The 17,950-nt window shown below is 70.2% G+C and carries 20 protein-coding genes; 8 read left to right on the top strand and 12 right to left on the bottom strand.

The features are described 5' to 3' along the window. Window positions 1-2: 2 nt before the first annotated feature. On the bottom strand, window positions 3-161 hold the full coding sequence (locus GBA65_RS05015; protein ID WP_407691040.1) for a serine hydrolase: 159 nt from the start codon (window positions 159-161) through the stop codon (window positions 3-5). Between the two features lie 418 nt (window positions 162-579). On the opposite strand from GBA65_RS05015, the gene GBA65_RS05010 reads away from it, so the two are divergent. Next, window positions 580-1,152: a TlpA family protein disulfide reductase gene (locus GBA65_RS05010; protein WP_166395646.1), complete on the top strand. Its 573-nt coding sequence runs from the start codon at window positions 580-582 to the stop codon at window positions 1,150-1,152. A 204-nt stretch (window positions 1,153-1,356) separates the two neighbouring features. Here GBA65_RS05010 and pyrF read toward each other — a convergent pair whose 3' ends face one another. The 7 genes from pyrF to GBA65_RS22795 form a co-directional block, all read right to left on the bottom strand. After that, window positions 1,357-2,208, bottom strand: coding sequence for an orotidine-5'-phosphate decarboxylase (gene pyrF / locus GBA65_RS05005; protein WP_166395645.1), 852 nt, complete (start codon window positions 2,206-2,208; stop codon window positions 1,357-1,359). 105 nt (window positions 2,209-2,313) lie between these two features. Then, window positions 2,314-2,586: an HU family DNA-binding protein gene (locus tag GBA65_RS05000; RefSeq protein WP_166395644.1), complete on the bottom strand. Its 273-nt coding sequence runs from the start codon at window positions 2,584-2,586 to the stop codon at window positions 2,314-2,316. A 192-nt stretch (window positions 2,587-2,778) separates the two neighbouring features. Beyond that, complete coding sequence (locus tag GBA65_RS04995) at window positions 2,779-3,192, bottom strand: orotate phosphoribosyltransferase (RefSeq protein ID WP_166395643.1); 414 nt, start codon at window positions 3,190-3,192, stop codon at window positions 2,779-2,781. 1 nt (window position 3,193) lies between these two features. After that, complete coding sequence (locus tag GBA65_RS04990) at window positions 3,194-3,748, bottom strand: hypothetical protein (RefSeq protein ID WP_166395642.1); 555 nt, start codon at window positions 3,746-3,748, stop codon at window positions 3,194-3,196. Between the two features lie 3 nt (window positions 3,749-3,751). Continuing rightward, window positions 3,752-4,012: a metal-sensitive transcriptional regulator gene (locus GBA65_RS04985; protein ID WP_166395641.1), complete on the bottom strand. Its 261-nt coding sequence runs from the start codon at window positions 4,010-4,012 to the stop codon at window positions 3,752-3,754. Between the two features lie 5 nt (window positions 4,013-4,017). Beyond that, entirely contained in the window at window positions 4,018-4,515 is a 498-nt protein-coding gene (locus GBA65_RS22800) for a glutamate ligase domain-containing protein (protein ID WP_207956161.1), read from the bottom strand. Beyond that, window positions 4,491-5,429, bottom strand: a complete 939-nt coding sequence (locus tag GBA65_RS22795) for a Mur ligase family protein (protein ID WP_207956160.1) — start codon at window positions 5,427-5,429, stop codon at window positions 4,491-4,493. Before GBA65_RS22795 ends, GBA65_RS22800 begins: the two co-directional genes overlap by 25 nt. A gap of 306 nt (window positions 5,430-5,735) precedes the next feature. Here GBA65_RS22795 and GBA65_RS04975 point away from each other — a divergent pair, with 306 nt between their 5' ends. Beyond that, window positions 5,736-6,842, top strand: a complete 1,107-nt coding sequence (locus GBA65_RS04975) for a sigma-70 family RNA polymerase sigma factor (protein ID WP_166395640.1) — start codon at window positions 5,736-5,738, stop codon at window positions 6,840-6,842. Then, window positions 6,826-7,641, top strand: a complete 816-nt coding sequence (locus tag GBA65_RS04970; RefSeq protein WP_166395639.1) for an inositol monophosphatase family protein — start codon at window positions 6,826-6,828, stop codon at window positions 7,639-7,641. The genes GBA65_RS04975 and GBA65_RS04970 overlap by 17 nt, the downstream gene beginning before the upstream one ends. A gap of 75 nt (window positions 7,642-7,716) precedes the next feature. Here GBA65_RS04970 and GBA65_RS04965 read toward each other — a convergent pair whose 3' ends face one another. Then, window positions 7,717-9,996: a transglycosylase domain-containing protein gene (locus tag GBA65_RS04965; RefSeq protein WP_166395638.1), complete on the bottom strand. Its 2,280-nt coding sequence runs from the start codon at window positions 9,994-9,996 to the stop codon at window positions 7,717-7,719. A gap of 61 nt (window positions 9,997-10,057) precedes the next feature. Between GBA65_RS04965 and GBA65_RS04960 the strand changes: the two genes are divergently transcribed. Beyond that, window positions 10,058-11,086: an aminotransferase class V-fold PLP-dependent enzyme gene (locus tag GBA65_RS04960; RefSeq protein ID WP_166395637.1), complete on the top strand. Its 1,029-nt coding sequence runs from the start codon at window positions 10,058-10,060 to the stop codon at window positions 11,084-11,086. A 130-nt stretch (window positions 11,087-11,216) separates the two neighbouring features. On the opposite strand, the gene GBA65_RS04955 is transcribed toward GBA65_RS04960, so the two are convergent. Beyond that, the gene (locus GBA65_RS04955) at window positions 11,217-11,948 is read right to left on the bottom strand and encodes an FprA family A-type flavoprotein (protein WP_166395636.1); all 732 of its coding nucleotides are present in this window, start codon (window positions 11,946-11,948) and stop codon (window positions 11,217-11,219) included. Window positions 11,949-12,121: 173 nt separating this feature from the next. Here GBA65_RS04955 and GBA65_RS04950 point away from each other — a divergent pair, with 173 nt between their 5' ends. Continuing rightward, window positions 12,122-12,673: a biotin transporter BioY gene (locus tag GBA65_RS04950; RefSeq protein ID WP_228281889.1), complete on the top strand. Its 552-nt coding sequence runs from the start codon at window positions 12,122-12,124 to the stop codon at window positions 12,671-12,673. A gap of 13 nt (window positions 12,674-12,686) precedes the next feature. On the opposite strand, the gene GBA65_RS04945 is transcribed toward GBA65_RS04950, so the two are convergent. After that, a complete protein-coding gene (locus GBA65_RS04945; RefSeq protein ID WP_166395634.1) occupies window positions 12,687-13,340 on the bottom strand; it encodes an HAD-IA family hydrolase in 654 nt (217 codons plus the stop codon). Beyond that, complete coding sequence (gene surE / locus GBA65_RS04940) at window positions 13,341-14,147, bottom strand: 5'/3'-nucleotidase SurE (protein WP_166395633.1); 807 nt, start codon at window positions 14,145-14,147, stop codon at window positions 13,341-13,343. A gap of 169 nt (window positions 14,148-14,316) precedes the next feature. Here surE and GBA65_RS22790 point away from each other — a divergent pair, with 169 nt between their 5' ends. The 3 genes from GBA65_RS22790 to GBA65_RS04930 all read left to right on the top strand — a co-directional run bounded on the left by GBA65_RS22790 (window position 14,317) and on the right by GBA65_RS04930 (window position 17,924). Further along, on the top strand, window positions 14,317-14,850 hold the full coding sequence (locus GBA65_RS22790; RefSeq protein ID WP_207956158.1) for a hypothetical protein: 534 nt from the start codon (window positions 14,317-14,319) through the stop codon (window positions 14,848-14,850). After that, a complete protein-coding gene (locus tag GBA65_RS04935) occupies window positions 14,847-16,112 on the top strand; it encodes a glycosyltransferase (protein WP_207956157.1) in 1,266 nt (421 codons plus the stop codon). The genes GBA65_RS22790 and GBA65_RS04935 overlap by 4 nt, the downstream gene beginning before the upstream one ends. Window positions 16,113-16,355: 243 nt before the next feature. Further along, window positions 16,356-17,924 carry a GspE/PulE family protein gene (locus tag GBA65_RS04930; protein ID WP_166395631.1) on the top strand — a complete coding sequence of 523 codons (1,569 nt, stop codon included), beginning with the start codon at window positions 16,356-16,358 and terminating at the stop codon, window positions 17,922-17,924. Window positions 17,925-17,950 lie beyond the last annotated feature (26 nt).

Raw genomic sequence — 17,950 nt, 5'->3', positions numbered from 1 at the left:
GCTCAGGACGTCCCCGCGAAGAGGCCGACGTTGCTGTAGGCGGGGACGGCGTAGCTCGCCGCCTCCGCCGAGATCACGACGGGCTCGTCGAGGTCCGCCCGTCCCTCCTCGACCATCTCGAACGCCACGAGCCCGGTCATGACCTTCGTGGTGGAGGCCATCGGCAGCCGCCTGTCCTCCCTTCTCCGGCCAGGTACTCCCCGGTCCGAAGGTCCACGAGCGCCCAGGCGCCCGCCGCGACCTCGGGCGGCGGCGGGGCGGCGACCGTCTCCGCCGGGCCTCCCCGAGAGCCCCGGTGGTGGTCTCCTGCGAACGGGCCTCGCCCGTGCCGGCGAGCAGAAGCACCGCGAGCAGGACGATGGAGGCTAGAGGGAGCCTGCTCGCGAGACCGGCCGGGGGCGTCTCCGGGCGCTTTTTCGTGGCTGGGGTGTTCAAAGCGTCCCCGAGGGTACAGAAGCCCGTGCCCATGAACAAGCCCAACCACGACGGCGGCCGGGATCGGGAAACCATCTCCGCGGACCGTTACAATGGCTCCGTTGTGCGTATCCCTTGCTCCCCCATAACCGGCCGGCAGGGCCCGTGAAGCGGCTCGGCCTGGTCTTGCTGGTGGTCTTGATCGCCGCCGGCTTCTATCGATCCAGCTTGAGCGAGGAGACCGCGACGGGCACCCTGACGCTGCCGGGGCCCGCCCCGAACGTCGGTGAGGCCGCGGAGACGTTCGAGGCACGCCGCCAGGACGGTGGCAGCTTCGAGCTCTCGGACGAGGGCGTCTACGTGCTCACGTTCTGGAGCGTGTTCAACAGGGATTCCGTCGCGGCGCGCCCGGAGCTCGCCGAGCTGGCCCGCGAGTACGGGGACGAGGGGGTCTCGTTCGCCGCCGTCTACATAGGCGGTACGCCCCGCGACACCGACGTCCCCTACACGGTGCTGCTGGACGGCAAGGGGGAACTTACCTCCCTCTACAACGTCACCAGGGTACCCAGGTCGTTCCTCATCGAGGACGGCGAGGTCAAGCTCGTCCAGGACGGCTTTCTCCTGGGCAGTGAGGAGCAACCGGGGAGCGGGGAGCAGATGGAGGACGAGCTCACCCGGGTCCTCGAAGAGAGGTCCGATAGGGCACACGGAGTCGAAGAGAAGAAGAGGAGAGCATGACGAAGGAGAACGCAGTCCGCATCTTCGGTGTACTGGTCTTGCTGGCGACGATCGCCGTTACGATCGCCGCCCTCGCCTACGAACTCTCGGGGGGCCACACCCCGGCCTAGAGCGGTCCGCGATGCCCGCGTTGGTCCCGGAGAGGATCAGAGGTGGTGCGGCTCTCGGGCCGGCCGCCGTCCCTCGTCGTCGGGCCGCTGAAGCCTAGGTCTTGACGCCCGCCCCGGCGAGGTCCTCGCGCATCCGGCGGGCCGCGTCCCTCGCCGCGCTCTTGTAGTCCGCCTCCGGGGCCCCCTGGAAGGCCCGGACGATGCCCCGGCTGCTGTTCACGAGCACGCCGGCGCCGCGCTCGTCGAGGAGGGCGCGCACGCTTGCTGCGTCGCCGCTCTGCGCCCCGTAGCCCGGCGAGAGGAAGAGCGCGCGCGGCAGCAGCTCCCGTACCCTGCGCCCGAGGGCCGGGCGCGTCGCGCCCACGACGGCGCCCGCGTCCGCGTAGCCGGAGGGCCCCGTCCGTCCGAGCCCCTCCACGAGGCGCGCCGCGGCCTCGTGGAGGGGCGGCTCGGAGGAGTTCTGGACCGCCTCGGCCGAGGGGTTGGAGGTCGCGACGAGCACGAAGGCCCCGCCGCCGCGCCCGAGCCCGCGCGCTTCTTCCAGAAACGGGGCGACGGCGTCCTCGCCCATGTAGGGGTTGACCGTTACGGCCGTCGCGCCGTAGACGGAGAGGTGGGCCTCGGCGTAGGCGGCGGCCACGGGGCCGATGTCCCCGCGCTTCACGTCCGCTATCGTCGGCAGGCCGAGGGCGTCGGCCGCGCGGAGGACCTCGGCGTAGACCGCGGCGCCGTCCGGCCCCAGCCGCTCGAAGTACGCCGACTGGAGCTTCACGGCGGCGGCGTAGGGGTGCGTGGCCTCGAGGACGCCGAGGCAGAGCTCGCGGGCCGCGAGGTGCTCGGGGAGGCCGAGGGCCCGTATCTCGGGCGGCAGGTGGCCGGGGGCCGGGTCGAGGCCCACGACGACGGCGCTCCCCTTGCGGCGGGCGGACTCGACGAGGGCCTCCACTAGCGCGGGCCCGTCCGGGCCGGGCGCGGGGCCCCGGGCAGCAAAAAGCCGCGGGTCCGGCGGGCCCGCGGCTCGAAGATAAGCTGCCCGGTTTCCGTCAGGTCGCTACCTGATGGCTTCTTTTAGGGCGTTGCCGGCGGTGAACTTCGGTACCTTCGAGGCGGCGATGTTCATCTTCTCCTTGGTCTGCGGGTTGATGCCCTCGCGCGCCTCGCGCTTCTGCACGTAGAACTTGCCGAAGCCCGTGATCTGGACCTCGCCGTCGCCCTTGAGGGCGTCGGTGACCACGCCCTGGAACGCCTCGAAGAAACGCTGGGCATCTCCCCGGGAGGAGTTGGCCTCGTCGGCTATCTTCTGGATCAACTCGGTCTTGTTCATTTCTTCGTTGCCTCCTTGGATCTTTGCCGTACCGGCCTCCCGGACATCCCGGGGAATATACCAAAGGCCTAGATGTGCCTCAATCCCCGTTTCCGAGCCCTATATCTTGCAGCCCGAGCAGGGCCTCGAACGGATAGGGGCCGAGGCGCGGGGCCCGCTCCCCCCTCCGGTCGAGGACGGCCACTATACCCCTTACCTCGATCCCCTCGCCCTCCAGGACCTCCGCGGCCCTGAGGACCTGCGTCCCGTGGTGACCACGTCCTCCACGAGGACGACCCCCTCGCCGGCCTCCAGGCGCCCCTCTACCGCCCTGCCGGCGTTGGCCCCGTGGCCCTTCGCCTCCTTGCGCACGATGACGTAGGGCAGGCCGGTCTCCAGCGCGGTCGCCGCCGCGAGCGGCACGGCGCCCAGCTCGACCCCGGCGAGCTTCGCCGTGCCCTCGGGGAGCTTGCGGGCGAGCCCGCGCGCCAGGTCGCGGAGGAGCCCCGGCTCCGTGGAGAAGAGGTACTTGTCGACGTAGAAGCGGCTGCGGCGGCCGCTGGAGAGGACGAAGTCGCCCTCCAGAAGGGCGGCGTCGCGCACGCGCGAGGCGAGGGAGCCCTCCACCCTACCGCCCCCCGCCCGGCGGCCGCTCCATCTCCTCCAGGGCCCTGTCGAAGGGCCCGAAGTCGACCTCGCGGATAAGGTCCCCGAGCTGCCTCGCCTCGTTCTCGGAGGCCCGTATGCCCTCCTCTATGCGCGCGTTGACCTCGCCGAGGAGGGCGGTCGCCTCCTCCAGGACGCCGGTGATCTCGCCGTCCGGCACGGTCTCCAGGTTCTCCGCGAGCTTCTCGAGGCGCGCGAGCTTCTCCTCGACCGCGGCCAGGTCCGCGTCTCCTTCGCCGCCTCGCGCTCTTCCGGGCTCCATAGGGGCGGGACTATACATCATCGGCCCCTTCGTTTCGGTCCCCTTCCTGCCGCCGCCTGCCGGAGGCCGCCCGCCCGAGCACGGCGCCGACGACGCCGACGACGAGGAGGGAGAGGAGGAACGGGAGCACGCCCCGACGAGGTAGCCGTACCCGGACCGGAGGAGGAAGAAGGAGGCCAGGCCGGCGCCCCCGACGACGAGCGGGACGGCGCCGAGCAGGACGAGGAGCAGGGTGAGCGGGTGAACGTTGCCCACGGCCTACTTCACCACGCGGTCTATGGCCTTGATCAGGTCCTTCACGAGCTCGTCGGAGGCGCCGTCGTCGCCGGCGCGCTCCTCCACGAAGTCCTTGAGGAGGACGGTGTTGATGCGGCGGATCGCCGCGAAGATCGCGTTCGTCTGCTGGACGACGTCGGTGTAGGCGACGTCCCCGCCCTCGACCATCTTCGCGACGCCCCGGACGTGCCCCTCGACGCTCCTCAAGCGCCGGACCACGTCGGCCTTTGTCGACTCCTGCAAATGCTCTACCCGCCCTTCCTTGTCCCGTTGCGTTCCGCCAGAAGCTCCCTCACGACGCTCGCGTCGTGGAAGGGCACGTCGCCCTCCGGGAGGTGCTGCACCCTCTCGTGCCCCTTGCCCGCCACCACGACCACGTCGCCGGGACGCGCCGCCGCGAGGGCCCGCCCTATGGCCTCCCTCCGGTCCAGCACGACCTCGTGCCCCCCCGCCCCTGCCGCGACCTCCCGCGCTATCTTCGCCGGGTCCTCGCCGTAGGCGTCGTCCGTGGTGATCACGCCGAGGTCCGCGAGGCGCGCGGCGACCCTGCCCATGAGCGGGCGCTTCGCCCGGTCCCGCTCGCCCGCGGCGCCGTAGACGCAGATCACGCGCCCCCCGGAGCGTCCCGCCACCTCCCGCGCCACCTCCAGGACGACCTCGAGGCCCGCGTCGGTGTGGGCGTAGTCCACGATCACCTCGAAGCCGAACTCCTCCGGGGGGATCACCCTCTCGAACCGGCCCGGCACCTGGGGCATCCCGCCGACCGCGCGCCGGATGGCCTCCTCCGCCACCCGAGAGCGAGCGCCAGCGACGCGGCCCCCGCGACGTTCTCGACGTTGTACCCGCCGAGCAGCGGGCTCTCGAGCGCCAGGACGCCGCCGGGGTGGCGCAGGGAGAGCGCCGTCCCCCCCGCGCCCCCCGGCCCCACGCCCTCGACCCGAAAGTCCGCGTCCCCGGCCGCGCCGAAGGTCCGCACGCCCTCTACCTCCTCGGCGAGGCGGCGGCCGTGCCGGTCGTCGGCGTTAGCGAGCTTCGGGCCCTCGGCCCACAGGAAGAGCTCGCGCTTGGCGCGGTAGTACTCCTCCATCGAGCCGTGCAGGTCGAGGTGGTCGCGAGTGAGGTTGGTGAAGAGGGCGCCCCGGAAGCGGGTGCCCGTCACGCGCTTGAGGGCGACCCCGTGCGAGGAGACCTCGACGACGGCGTGGCGCACCCCCTGGTCCAGCATCTCGCGCAGCGTCCCCTGCACCTCGACGGACTCCGGGGTCGTGCGGACGGAGGGGCGGCGGGCGCCGCCGGAGATCACCTCGGTCGTGGTCATCAGGCCGCAGCGCTCGGGGCCGTGGGCCTCGGCGAGCATCGCGTGGAGCGCGTAGGAGGTGGTGGTCTTCCCGTTCGTCCCCGTCACCCCGTGGACCAGCATCTTCCCGGACGGGTCGCCGAAGACCGCGCGCGCGAGCTCCGCCAGCGCCCCCCGGGCGTCCGGGACGACGACGACGGGGGCGCCGTTGCCGTTCGAGGGCGGCCTTTCGGCCACGACGAGCGCGGCACCCCGCGACAGGGCGTCCGGGACGAACGACGCGCCGTCGTGCTTCATCCCCGGGACGGCGACGAACGCGGAGCCGGGCCTGACCATCCGGGAGTCGTGGGTCACCCCGTCCACGCCCCGAACCCCGCTCGGCGGCTCCTCCCCAGCAGTTCCGTCAGGCGCTTGCGATCCAGAAAAACCACGCCCGTAGTGTAGCAAGGGCCGCGGCGGGCACGCGGTTTGCGCCAGAGGCGGCGGGGCAAGAAGGTCCGGGATGCCTTGTAAATGAAATTACTCTAATGTCCCGGCTCGCCTTCTCGTGGGGTGTGTTACCCTACCCGGGTTATTTTTTACGGAGTTTTCATAGATCGGCGGAGACCGTGGCAACGCTGGGGGGCGTGGCCTTCGCTCGTGGCTGTACAACGGTAAGAAAGGGGATTGATGTCCACCGAGAACACGTCGATCGTGGCGGAGCGGACCGACGAGCTTCTGAACCGGGCCAGGAGTCAGGGCTTCATAAGCACCGAGGACGTCGCGGATCTGTTGCAGGAGGGCGAGCTCTCGGCGACGGAGATCGAGGAGTTCTACGCCACCCTCGAGGAGGAGGCCATAACCCTCGTCGAGGGCGAGTCCCAGGACGGCGCCGCGCCCCAGGGCGGTGCCGCCACCAACGGAGCCGCCGTCCCCGAGACGCCGGCCATCCAGATCGCGCACGCCGTCGCCACCGGCGACTCCATCCGGATGTACCTCGCGGAGATCGGGCGGGTCAGGCTGCTGACGCACGCCGACGAGATCCGTCTGGCCAAGGGCATCGCCCGCGGCTGCAAGAGGAGCAAGGACCGCCTCGTCGAGGCGAACCTCAGGCTCGTCGTCTCCATCGCCAAAAAGTACCGCAACCGCGGGGTCTCTTTTCTGGATCTGATCCAGGAGGGCAACCTCGGCCTTATCCGCGCGGCCGAGAAGTTCGACCACACGAAGGGCTACAAGTTCTCGACGTACGCGACGTGGTGGATCCGCCAGGCCATAACCCGGGCGATAGCCGACAAGGGCCGGACCATCCGCATCCCCGTGCACATGGTGGAGAAGGTCAACAAGTTCCACCGGACGCACCGCAGGATGACGCAGTCCCTGAGCCGCGAGCCCTCCGACGAGGAGATCGCCCGCGAGCTCGAGGTGCCGGTCGAGGAGATCGTCAGGCTCCAGGAGATCAGCCAGAAGGCGATCAGCCTCGAGACGCCGGTCGGCGAGGAGGACTCCTCCCAGCTCGGCGACTTCCTCGAGGACGCGACCGCCGTCACCCCGACCGAGGCCGTCTCCGAGGCGCTCTTGAAGGCGCACCTCCGGGAGGCCCTCGACGAGCTCCCGGAGCGCGAGCGCCAGATTATCGAGCTGCGCTTCGGGATGAAGGACGACAGGCCCAGGACGCTGGAGGAGGTCGGCCGCGAGTTCGACATCACCCGCGAGCGCGTCCGCCAGATCCAGATGAAGACCCTGAACCTCCTGCGCGAGCAGCGCCGCACCCAGAACCTGCGTGAGTACCTCCGGTAGCGTCCCGCTCCCCGGCGGACCCGCGGACGAGAGCCCGGAGAAGCTCGGGCTCTTCGTCCGCGAGCTCGCGCGGGCGGCCGGGGAGCTGCACCTCACGCGCCTCGAGGACCCCGGCGAGATCCGGGAGAAGGGCCCGAAAGACCTCGTGACGGAGGTCGACCTCCTCTCGGAGGACCTCCTGATCTCGCGCATCCAGGAGCGCTACCCGAACGACTCCATCCTCTCGGAGGAGAAGGGCGGGGAGATCTCCCCCACGGGGCGCACCTGGTTTATCGACCCCGTAGACGGCACGGCGAACTTCGCCCGCGCCAACCCGCTCTTCTGCGCCTGCGTCGCGGTCGCGGAGGGGCAGAAGATCCTGCACGCCGCCGTCGCCGCCCCGCGCCTCGGCGACATCTACCACGCGTCGCTAGGAGAGGGCGCCTTCCGCGAGACGGCCTCGGGCGAGAGCTACCCCTTGCAGGTCGGCGGCGCCGAGAAGCTCGAAGACTCGTTCGTGGGCGCCGACGTCTCCTACCGCCACGGCAACGATCCCGCGAAGAACAACATCCTAGAGGTCTTCAAGAAGTGCTGGCAGGTCCGCTCCATCGGGAGCGCCGGCATCCGGGGCGCCTGGCTCGCCGCCGGCTACATCGACGTCTCCATCGGCACCCGCAACACCGCCTGGGACTACGCCCCCACCGCCCTCATGGTCTCCGAGGCAGGGGCCGCGTCACGAACCTCACCGGCGGAGAGTGGACCTACGACGCCGACGGCCTCATCGCCACGAACAACGACGCCTTGCAGGAAGAGGTCCTGAAGATCGTCGCCGGCGGATAACCGGCGGTTCCCCCGGATGCGGCGACCGGGGACGGGCGTTGCCTGTATTTGATCCCTAGTACTGCGCCGGACGTGAGGGCGTCGGCTGCGCCGCGGGCGGCTGTCCGTTTACCGGTGGGGTCTGCCGCTGAGGTATGAGTGGCTGCTGGGGCGAAGCCGGTACGGAAGGCTGGGCCGCGCCCGGGGTACCGGAGCTCGGGACGCCCGGCACCGTTGCCGGCCCCGTAGTCTCCGAGGTGGTCCCGCCGCCGGTGGTCTCGCCCGTCGTGCCGCCCCTCGTGGTGCCGCCGGTGGTGCCGCCGGTCGTCTCCTTCTTCTCGGGCTCTTTGTAGGCGTAGCCGCCGGTCTTGATCTGGAGCTTCAAGTCGGGGCTCGGGGCGTCGAGTTGTTCGACGGGGAGTCCGGCGACGGCGCCCTGCATGTAGGCGGACCAGATGTCCAGGGGGTAGTTCTCGCCGTTGATCTCCTCCAGCCCGTTGATGTTCACCATCGAGACGCGCTCCTGGGGGTAGCCGACCCAGACGCTCGTGGTGAGCTGGGGGACGAAGCCCACGAACCACGCGTCGACGAACTCCTCGCTCGTCCCCGTCTTGCCGGCGGAGGGGCGCCCGATCTCGGCGTCCAGGTCCCGGTAGCGGCTCGCCGTCCCCCGCTCGACAACGCCGCGCAGGGTCTGCGTCACGGCCGCCGCCTGGTCGCGGGTGAGCGCCTCCTCCCCCGAGAGCTCGTGCTCCTCGACGACCGTCTCCCCGCCGCCCTCCCCCTCCTTCACCACCTTCTCGACGAGGTAGGGCTCCATGTGGACGCCGCCGTTCGGCAGGGTCGAGTAGGCAGAGGCCATCTCGAACGGCGAGACCCCCTCGCCGAGGCCGCCGATCGCCGTGGACGGGTAGGTCTCCAGGCCGCTCACCACGCCCATGCTCTTCGCCATCTCCACGACGTTCTCCATGCCGAGGTCGAGGGCGAGCTGGACGTAGACCGTGTTGTCCGACTGCTCGGTGGCCGTCTTGAGGTTTATGGGGCCGCGCTCGTGGAAGTCGTAGTTCTGGACCACGTAGGGCTCCTCCAGGAGGCCCATCGGGACCTCCAGGTACTTCGAGACGTACTTCGTGTCCAGGGAGATGCCCTGGCGGATCGCCTCGGCCAGCACGAACGTCTTGAACGAGCTGCCCGGCTGGCGCTTGCCCTGCGTCGCCAGGTTGAACTTCAGCTGCTCGAAGTCCGAGCCCCCGACCATCGCCCGCACGGCGCCCGTCGAAGGCTCGACCGAGACGAGGGAGGCCGAAGGGTCGCCCGCCTCGGGCACGACGACGCCGTCCACGGCGGACGCGGCGAGCTCCTGCAGGCGCGGGTCGAGGGTCGTGTAGATCTTGAGCCCGCCTTCGTAGAGCGCCTCCTCGCCGTACTCGCGGGCCATCTCCTTGCGCACCGCGTCCAGAAAGTACTCGTTGTCGTTCTCGTACTCGACGCGGCCCCGGCTCAGGTTCAGGTCCGTGGATACCGCCTCGGCGTGCTCGGAGGCGTCTATGTAGCCGTTCTCCAGCATGCGGCCCAGCACGACGTCCCGCCTCGCCCTGGCGCTCTCGGGGTCGGAGAAGGGGTCGTAGGTGCCGGGGAGGTTGATGATGCCGGCGAGCATCGCGGACTCGGGGAGGGTCAGGTCCTTCGCCTCCTTGTCGTAGTAGGTCCTGGCGGCGGCCTCCGCCCCGTAGGCGTTCGCCCCGAAGTAGACCGTGTTCAGGTACTGCTCCAGGATCTCCTCCTTCGCGTGCTCCTCCTCGTACTGCCAGGCCAGCGAGGCCTCGGTCAGCTTGCGCTGGAGGGAGGGGATCTGGCGCTGCTCCTGCGCTATGTACGTGTTCTTTATGAGCTGCTGGGTGATGGTCGAGCCGCCCTCCCTCACGGAGAGGGTCTTCGCGTTCTCCACCGCCGCCCGGCCGATCGCCTCGAAGTCCACGCCCCGGTGCTCGTAGAAGCGCCGGTCCTCGATCGCGACGACCGCGTCTCTGAGGGTCGGGTCCACCTCGTCGAGCCCCACGACGAAGCGGTTCTGGACGCCGTGCAGCTCGTCGACGACCTCGCCCTGGGCGTTGTAGACGACGGAGGTCTGGGCGAGCTCGGCGGTGCGGTAGCTGTCCAGCTCGGGGAGGTTCTCCGAGAGGGTCCTGTAGGTGTAGGCGAAGGCGCCCACGCTCGCGACGGTCGAGAGCAAGAAGACCGCGACGAGCCCGACGAGCGCGCCCCTGACGACCCTCCACACGCGGCCGCGGCGCTTGCGCTCCTCCACGCGACGGCGACGGCGGCGGCCTATCCTGGCCAGATGGGACCGATCCATAGAAGGTCTATTATACAAACGGCAAGCCCAAATCCCCCGCGCCGGACCGGAAGGACCCCCATTGGATCTCCCCCGCAAGCTGTTCCCCGCCCTCGCCGACAACTCCTTTACCTACCTGAACTCGGGCGGCAGCGGCCCGCCGACACGCGAGACGATAGAGGCGATGCGCGAGCTCGACGACCTGTGCTCGGGCCCCGCCTACCTCGAGGGCGTCGGCCTCTACGCCCACCAGCGCGACGCCTACGCCCGCGCCCGAGGGGCCGCGGCACGGCTCCTGAACACCGCCCCCGATGACCTCGCCCTCACCACGAGCAGCACCCACGGCATGAACCTCGGCACCTTCTCCATCGACTGGCGGGAGGGAGACGGGATCCTCTCCGCCCGCCCCGAGCACCCCGGTTGCCTCGTCCCCCTCCACGAGGCGGCCCACCGCTACGGCGCCGAGGTGAGGCTCCTGGATCCCCCGATCACGCCGGAGAAGATCGCCGCGGCGATAACGCCGAAGACCCGCCTCGTCGCCCTCTCCCACGTCGACTGGACCACGGGCGAGGAGCTGGCGCTCCGGGAGATCTGCTCCCTGGCCCGCGAACGCGGCGTTCTCACCCTCGTCGACGGCGCCCAGGGCGCGGGCAACGTCCCCGTGGACATGCAGTCCCTCGACCCCGACATGTACGCCTTCACCGGCCACAAGTGGGTCTTGGGCCCCGAGGGGATGGGCGCCCTCTACGTCCGGCCGGGGCTCTTCGAGGAGGGCCTGCACAGCACGAACATCGGCTTCATGTCCCTCACCGACCCGGCGGCGTTCGACGCGGAGGGCGGCTACCGGGAGAAGCTCCACACGGGGGCGCGCCGCTTCGAGTCCTCGACGATGAGCCCAGCGCTGGCCGCGGGCTTCGCCGCCGCCGCCGAAGCGGTGGAGGAGCGCGGCGCGGAGGGCTTCCGGGAGATCCGCCGCCGCGCGGACGGGCTCATGGACCTCCTCTCCGGGCAGCCCCGCGTCACCATCCGCTCCCCCCGTCCCGCCCACTCGGGGCTCGTTGCCTTCGAGATCGAGGGGGTCCCTCGAAAGAGGCCGCGGAGAAACTCCTGAAGCAGGAGTTCGTGGCGCGCTACATCCCCGAGCCTTACCCGTACGTGCGGGCGAGCACACACCTCTTCAACACGGAGGCGGAGATCGAGGCGTTCGCGGCGGCGGTGGCCCGGCTCTGAGGCGGGTCCCCCTAGCCGGGGATTCTGCGGCCGAAGATCCTGCCGTCGAAGGCGAACTCCTCCTCGCGCAGGGCGCGGGTGTAGGCCGGGACCACGTCCCCGGGCAGGCTCCCGCCGTGCATCGGGTGGACCCAGCTCGGGTTCAGGCCCTCGATCCTATTCACGACCCTCCTGACGGGCCCCTCCGCGGCGAAGATGCCGATCTCTTGATAGAACCCGCACACCTCCCTGCCGAGGTTCTCCCGCACGACGGGCGGCTGGTCCCCCGGCTGCGCGTAGAGGTCGGCCGGGAAGAGGCTGCCCGTCGTCTCCTCGAAGACCATCATCGAGTCCCAGTGGTGGACGTGCGGCGTCTCCAGGAACCGCAGCTTGTGCTCGCCGAGGTCGACGACGTCGCCGTCACGGAACCCCTGCACGGGCCCCGAGTAGTCCCACTGCGTCAGGTTGAGCATCGCCCCCGCCTCGCCGCACGCCAGCACCGCCGCCGGCGCCTCCTCGACGAAGCGACCCATGCCGCCGCACTCGTCCGCCTCGAAGTGCGGGCACACGACGTACGCGAGGCGCGCCGGGTCCAGAACCTCCGCCACCGCCGCGCGCACCGACTCGTACATCGGGAACATGCCAGTGTGGATCAGAACGGGCCGCTCGTCGTCGATGAGGAACTGGTTGAACTGGAACTCCGACTCCGCCTCCAGGGTGGAGATCCGATAAATGCCCTTCGCCACCTCGTCGACTCGCGCCATCCCGATCCGCCTCCTCGCGCCACGCATCTATATTGATACTTTGGTTATCTGAATATATTCGGGGGGGCCCGGGCTGGCAACATACCTGCGTTCGTGTGTGAGGTGAGGGCGATTTGCTAACATCCGGGGCCGTGTAAAGGGTCGACGGAAGGAGCAGGATGCGGGCAGCGGTGATGGCGAGGGTTGCGTTGATGGCGGCGCTCACGGCGGTGGGGGCCCAGATTGCGATACCCCTGTACTTCACCCCGGTGCCGTTCACGTTGCAGGTGCCGATGGTCATCCTCTCGGGCCTGCTGCTCGGCGCGCGCTACGGCGCGCTCGCCCAGGTCGTCTACCTCCTGCTCGGCGCCGCGGGGCTCCCGGTCTTCGCGCAGTTTCACGGCGGGCTCGGCTCGATCCTCGGCCCGACGGGCGGGTACCTCGTCTCCTACCCCTTCGCCGCCGCGGCGGCCGGGCTCGCCTTCGGGGTCGTGGCGTCGGGGAGACGGGGTAGGGCCATCGGGTTCGGCACGGCGTTCGGCCTCCTGGGGCTGGTCGCGATCTACGCCCTCGGCGCTCTCTGGCTCGCGGTCCAAGCGGGGCTCTCGGCGGGCGAGGCCGTCGCGGCCGGCGTGCTCCCCTTCGTCCCCTTCGACATCGTCAAGGTCGTGCTCGCGGCGGTCCTCGCCGCCGCGGTAGCCCCCCAGATCTCCGCCCTGGGCGTGGCGCGCAGGAGAAGCGCCTAGGAGGAGAAGACCGCTAGGCCCTCTCGAGGAGCCAGTCCACCGCGCCGTTCAGGTCCCCGGAGAGGTGGTCCGGCTCGGTGACGCTGAGGGCGTCCTCCGTGAAGGCGCCCCAGCTTACGGCGACGGCCGCGACGCCTGCGGCGCGGGCGGCCATTACGTCGAAGGGGGCGTCGCCGACGTAGGCGGCGTTCTCGGGCGGGACGCCGCCGAGAAGCTCCAGGCCCTTGAGGAGCGGCTCGGGCCTGGGCTTGTGCTCCGTCGTGTCCTCCATCGTGACAAAGAAGTCGACGAGGCCGCGCAGCGCCGGGAACGAGTCGAGGGCGAGCTCGACGGAGTGGCGGCGCTTGGAGGTGACGACGGCGACGCCGAGGCCCGCGTCGCGCAGGCGCTGCAGGGCCGTCTCCACCTCCGGGAAGGAGGCGATGTACCGCTCGTGGTTCTCGTCGTTAAAGGTCCGGTAGCTCTCCAGGAGGTCGGCGGCGCGGTCGGGGTCGAGGAGCTCCATCTGCTTCGGCAGGGGCTGGCCGACGTTCCGCATGAGGGTCTCGCGGGGGAGCTCGCGGCCCAGGATCTCGCCGGTCGCGTGGCGCATGGACTGGTAGATCAGGTTCGTCGTGTCCACGATGGTGCCGTCGAAGTCGAAGAGAACGGCTCTCAGGGGCGCCACCTAGCGCCCGCCCTTCCCGTTGAGGAGGTTGCCGACGTTCCAGTCTTCGAGCTCTTCGAGGCCGGCGTGGTCGGTGAGCTGGAGGTGGACGGGGGTGACGCTGATCTCGCCGGACTCGACCGCGGCGAAGTCGGTCCCCTCCTCCTCATGCCGGCCGGGCGGGTTGTTGTAGATGTCGTAGCCCACGCGCCCGCCCTCGCCCTTCACCTCGATAAGCTCGTCGGTGTAGAGCCGGCGCCCGAGCTTCGTGACCCTCGCGCCCTTCAGCTCCCCCTCGGGGAGGTTCGGGGCGTTCACGGTGAGGATGCGCCCCTCGGGGAGGCCCTCCTTCTCGACCCTCTGGGCGAGGCGGGCTGCGAAGTCGGCGACGGGGCCGAAGTGGTACTCCACCTCGTCGTGGTCGTGCCAGGGGCGCTCGACCGCCAGGGAGAGGGCGATGCCGGGGACCCCGATCACGATCCCCTCGAACGCCGCCGCCACGGTCCCCGAGTAGGTGATGTCGTCCCCGAGGTTCTCGCCGTGGTTTATGCCGGAGACCACGAGGTCCGGCCGGAAGCCCATGAGACCCAGGGCCACGAGCCTGACGCAGTCGACGGGCGTGCCGGTGCAGGCGTAGCCCAGCCCGCCGTCGGCCATCTCGCGCTCCTCGACGTGCAGGGGCGCGCCGAAGGAGATGGCCCGGCCGACCCCCGAGCGGTTCCGATCCGGAGCGACGGTGAGGACCTCCCCCACCCCTTCCAGGGCCTGGCGCGCCGCGAGCAGGCCCTCGGCGTCTATGCCATCGTCGTTCGTTAGAACTATGCGCATCCGTCACGCTCTTCCAGGTTGCGAACCGTAACGTCCTCGGGCGGGCTCCGGATTCTACCAAACCCCCACCACGACCCGCGCAAGCGACGCACCGACCGGATGGTTAGGGTTTCATTAAAGGTTTTGTTACGATGTGTCGAATACGTCAAGTGCCCGAAGGAAGGAATCCATGACGCGACCGAGACCGCTCGGCGGCGCGACGAGCGTAGCATTCGTCGCCTACGAGATGGTCGTGGACACGCGGGCGCGCGGAGGTTCGGCGCCGCCGCGCCGTATCCGTCCGAGGCGTTACGGGCCCGTGCAGACCGCGCTCGTCGCGGTCGGTTGGGTCTTGTTTCTGTGGGCCTGGGTCTCGGTCGTGCGCCACACCGCGCCGGTGACCATGCTCTCGACCCTCGGCTTTCTCGGGGCATGCGCCCTCGTGAACGAGGCGATCGCGCTGGGTTGGATCCACCACAACCTCAGGATCTTCGCGAGGAGGGGCCCGCGGAAGGCCGTATTCGTGCCGGAACACGCGTTTTCGAAGGACTTTCTGCAGCGGGAGCTCGTGGCGGACTGGACGAGCCTGCGGGGCGAGGGCGCGATCCTCGTCGGCTTCGACGACGCCCGGAAGACCTTCATCCCCTACCGCGGCGACCCGACCGCCGAGAACCTCGTGGGCCGAGCGGGCCTGGAGATACCGGAGGAAGACGACGTCGCTTGAGCGTCCTCGACCCGCTTCTCTCCCGAATAGAGACCTCGTGGCCGTACCTGGTCCTGCTCGCCTTCTTCGCCTTCTATCCCGTGCTTTCCAGCATCATGTGGACGACGACGAGCGCCACGTACTACTGGCGCCGCGAGCGCCGCAAGCAGCAGATGCCGCAGCCGGAGGAGGGCTCGTACCCGTCCGTCTCGGTGCTCGTGCCCTGCTACTGCGAGGAGGCGCTCATAGGTGAGACGCTCCGGAGCTGCCTCGCCCTCGACTACCCGAACTTCGAGGTAGTGGTCGTCGACGACGGCTCCATCGACGGCTCCCTGAGGGAGATACTGCCCTTCGTGCAGAGGGGCGAGGTGAGGCTCGTCGCCAAGGCAGAGAACGAGGGCAAGGCGATGGCCATAAACGACGCCATCCCCTGCCTGCGGGGGGAGATCGTCTTTATCCTCGACGCCGACTCCTCGCCCGAGCCCTTGCTGCTCCGCCACGTCGTCCCGCACTTCTCCTCGCCCCGCGTCGCGGCCGTCACCGGCAACCCGCGCGTCGTCGAGAAGGCAACCTTTCTCCAGAAGCTGCAGGCCATAGAGTTCACCTCCATCGTCAGCATCCAGAGGAGGGCCCAGCGGGTGTGGGGCAGGGTCCTCACGGTCTCGGGCGTCGTCTCGGTCTTCCGAAGGTCCGCCCTCCTCGACGTCGGCCTCTTCAGCCCGGACATGGCGACGGAGGATATAGACATCACGTGGAAGCTCCAGAAGCGCTACTACGACGTCCGCTACGAGCCCGAGGCGATCGTGTGGATGAGGGTGCCGAAGGACTTCCGGAGCCTCTGGAAGCAGCGCAAGCGGTGGACCCTCGGGCTGGCGCAGGTCCTGAGGCGTCACGGCTCCGACGTACTCACCTGGAAGCGCCGCAGGATGTGGCCCGTCTTCTTCGAGTCCTCGCTCTCGATTCTCTGGGCCTACGTCTTCGTGGGGCTGACCGCCTTCTGGGCCTTCTCCTACGCCGTCGGCCATCCGCCGGTCGGGGCCTCGCCCATCCCGAACTGGTGGGGCATGCTCATCGCGACCCTGTGCCTCATGCAGCTCGGCACCGGCGTCCTCCTGGACCGCCGCTACGATCGCAGCATCCTGCGCTACCTTCCCGTGGCCGTCTACTACCCACTCGTCTACTGGATCCTTATGGCCATCGTCACCTCCGTCTCCACGCCCAAGGGCCTCTTCAGCACCTCGAACGCCGGCACTCCGACGAGGTGGAATACCAAACGCCGCTAGGCCCCCGAGAGATCCTCCCCGCGGGACGACGCCCTCCGCGCCCTTGCGGTCAGGGTCTCGGGGTCGGGCGGCGGCGAGGATCGGGGCGCGGGTGATCGGCAGGTCGAGGGAGAGGCGGTTCGCGGGGGAGCGCGTCAGCTCGCCGGCGAGGGGGTTCGGGGAGATCCTGGTCGAGCAGGGCAAGCTCGGGCGGGGGACCTTCGGGCGGTCGCGGGGTCCGGGGGGAGCGTACGCGAGGCGCTCGTGCTCAGGGGCCTCGTCTCGGAGGAGGACGTGGCGAAGGCCGTCGCGGCGGCCGGGGGCTTTGAGTACGTGAAGCTGCGGGAGGGCCTCGTGGACCCGGCGGCCCTGCGGATCCTCGGCGAGAAGGTCCTCCGCAGGTACGCCGCCCTCCCCCTGCGCGTCGAGGACGACGGGCTCGTCCTCGCCGTGAGCGACCCGACGGACGTGCTCGCCCTCGACGACCTCGAGGCGCTCGCCGACCTCCCCATCAAGCCCGTCGTGGCCGCCGCGGGCGAGATCCGCCACCTCCAGGACCGCGTCTTCGGCATAAGGGAGGAGGTCCACGAGTTCCTCGAGGGGTCGGGCGGGAGGCCGGCCGCCGGGGAGCCCGCCGCCCTGAGCGTCGTCCGGGGGGACGGGGACGCGCCGGTCGTGCGGCTCGTCAACTCCGTTATCCGCCGGGCCCTGGGAGAGGGGGCGTCCGACGTCCACTTCGAGCCGCGGGAGGAGGAGCTCGTGGTGCGCTACAGGGTCGACGGCGTCCTCCGCAGGGTGACGACGGCCCCTCTGGGGCTCCGGGACAGCGTGGTCTCGCGGCTCAAGATCCTGGCGGGCATGGACATCGCGGAGCGCCGCCTCCCGCAGGACGGCCGCTTCACCGTCCTCGCGCGCCCCGAGGGTCCGCCGGTCGACGTGCGCGTCGCCTCGCTCCCCAGCGTGCGCGGCGAGAAGGTCGTGCTGCGCCTCCTGGCCCACGACCTCGCCCGGGTCCGCCTCGGGGAGCTCGGGCTCTCGCCCGGGATGCTCGCCCGGTACCGGCGCGCCTTCTCGCGCCCCTACGGCGCCGTCGTCGTCACCGGGCCGACGGGGAGCGGCAAGTCCACGACGCTCTACACGACGCTGGAGGAGCTGAACGACGAGGAGCGGAACATCGTCACCGTGGAAGACCCGGTCGAGTACCGCATGGAAGGGGCCACGCAGCTCCAGGTCAACCCGATAGCGGGCCTCACCTTCGCCTCCGGCCTCCGGCACATCCTGCGCGGCGACCCGGACGTGGTGATGGTCGGCGAGATCCGGGACCGCGAGACGGCGGAGATCTCCGTCGAGGCGGCGCTCACCGGGCACCTCGTCCTCGCGACCCTGCACACCAACGACGCCGCCGGGGCCATTCCCCGCCTGACGAACATGGGCGTCGACCCGTACCTGACGACGAGCGCGGTGGGCTGCGTCGTCGCCCAGCGGCTCGTCCGGCGCCTCTGCGAGGCGTGCAAGGTCCCGGTCACGGCGGACGAGAGGCTCCTCGGGGAGATGGGCTTCCCGTTCGGGTCGGAGGAGGGGGAGCGCGCCTTCTTCGCCCCCAAGGGGTGCGAGGCCTGCGGCGGCGAGGGGTACCGCGGCAGGATCGGCATCTACGAGCTCATGCCCATGAACGAGGAGATCGTCGCCCTCTCGCTGGAGCGGCAGTCGGCGGACGAGATCTCGCGCGCCGCCGTCAGGGGCGGGATGGTGAGGATGCGCGCCGACGGCCTCCTCAAGGCCGCCCGCGGGATTACCCCGATCGCGGAGGTCCTGCGCACCACGGTCTCGTAGGGCCCCGGTGTCGGACCACACCTATC

Origin of the sequence: Rubrobacter marinus, from assembly GCF_011492965.1 — a bacterium.
GTDB classification, from domain to species: Bacteria; Actinomycetota; Rubrobacteria; order Rubrobacterales; family Rubrobacteraceae; genus Rubrobacter_F; species Rubrobacter_F marinus.
This window is presented reverse-complemented; position numbering and strand designations above follow the sequence as displayed.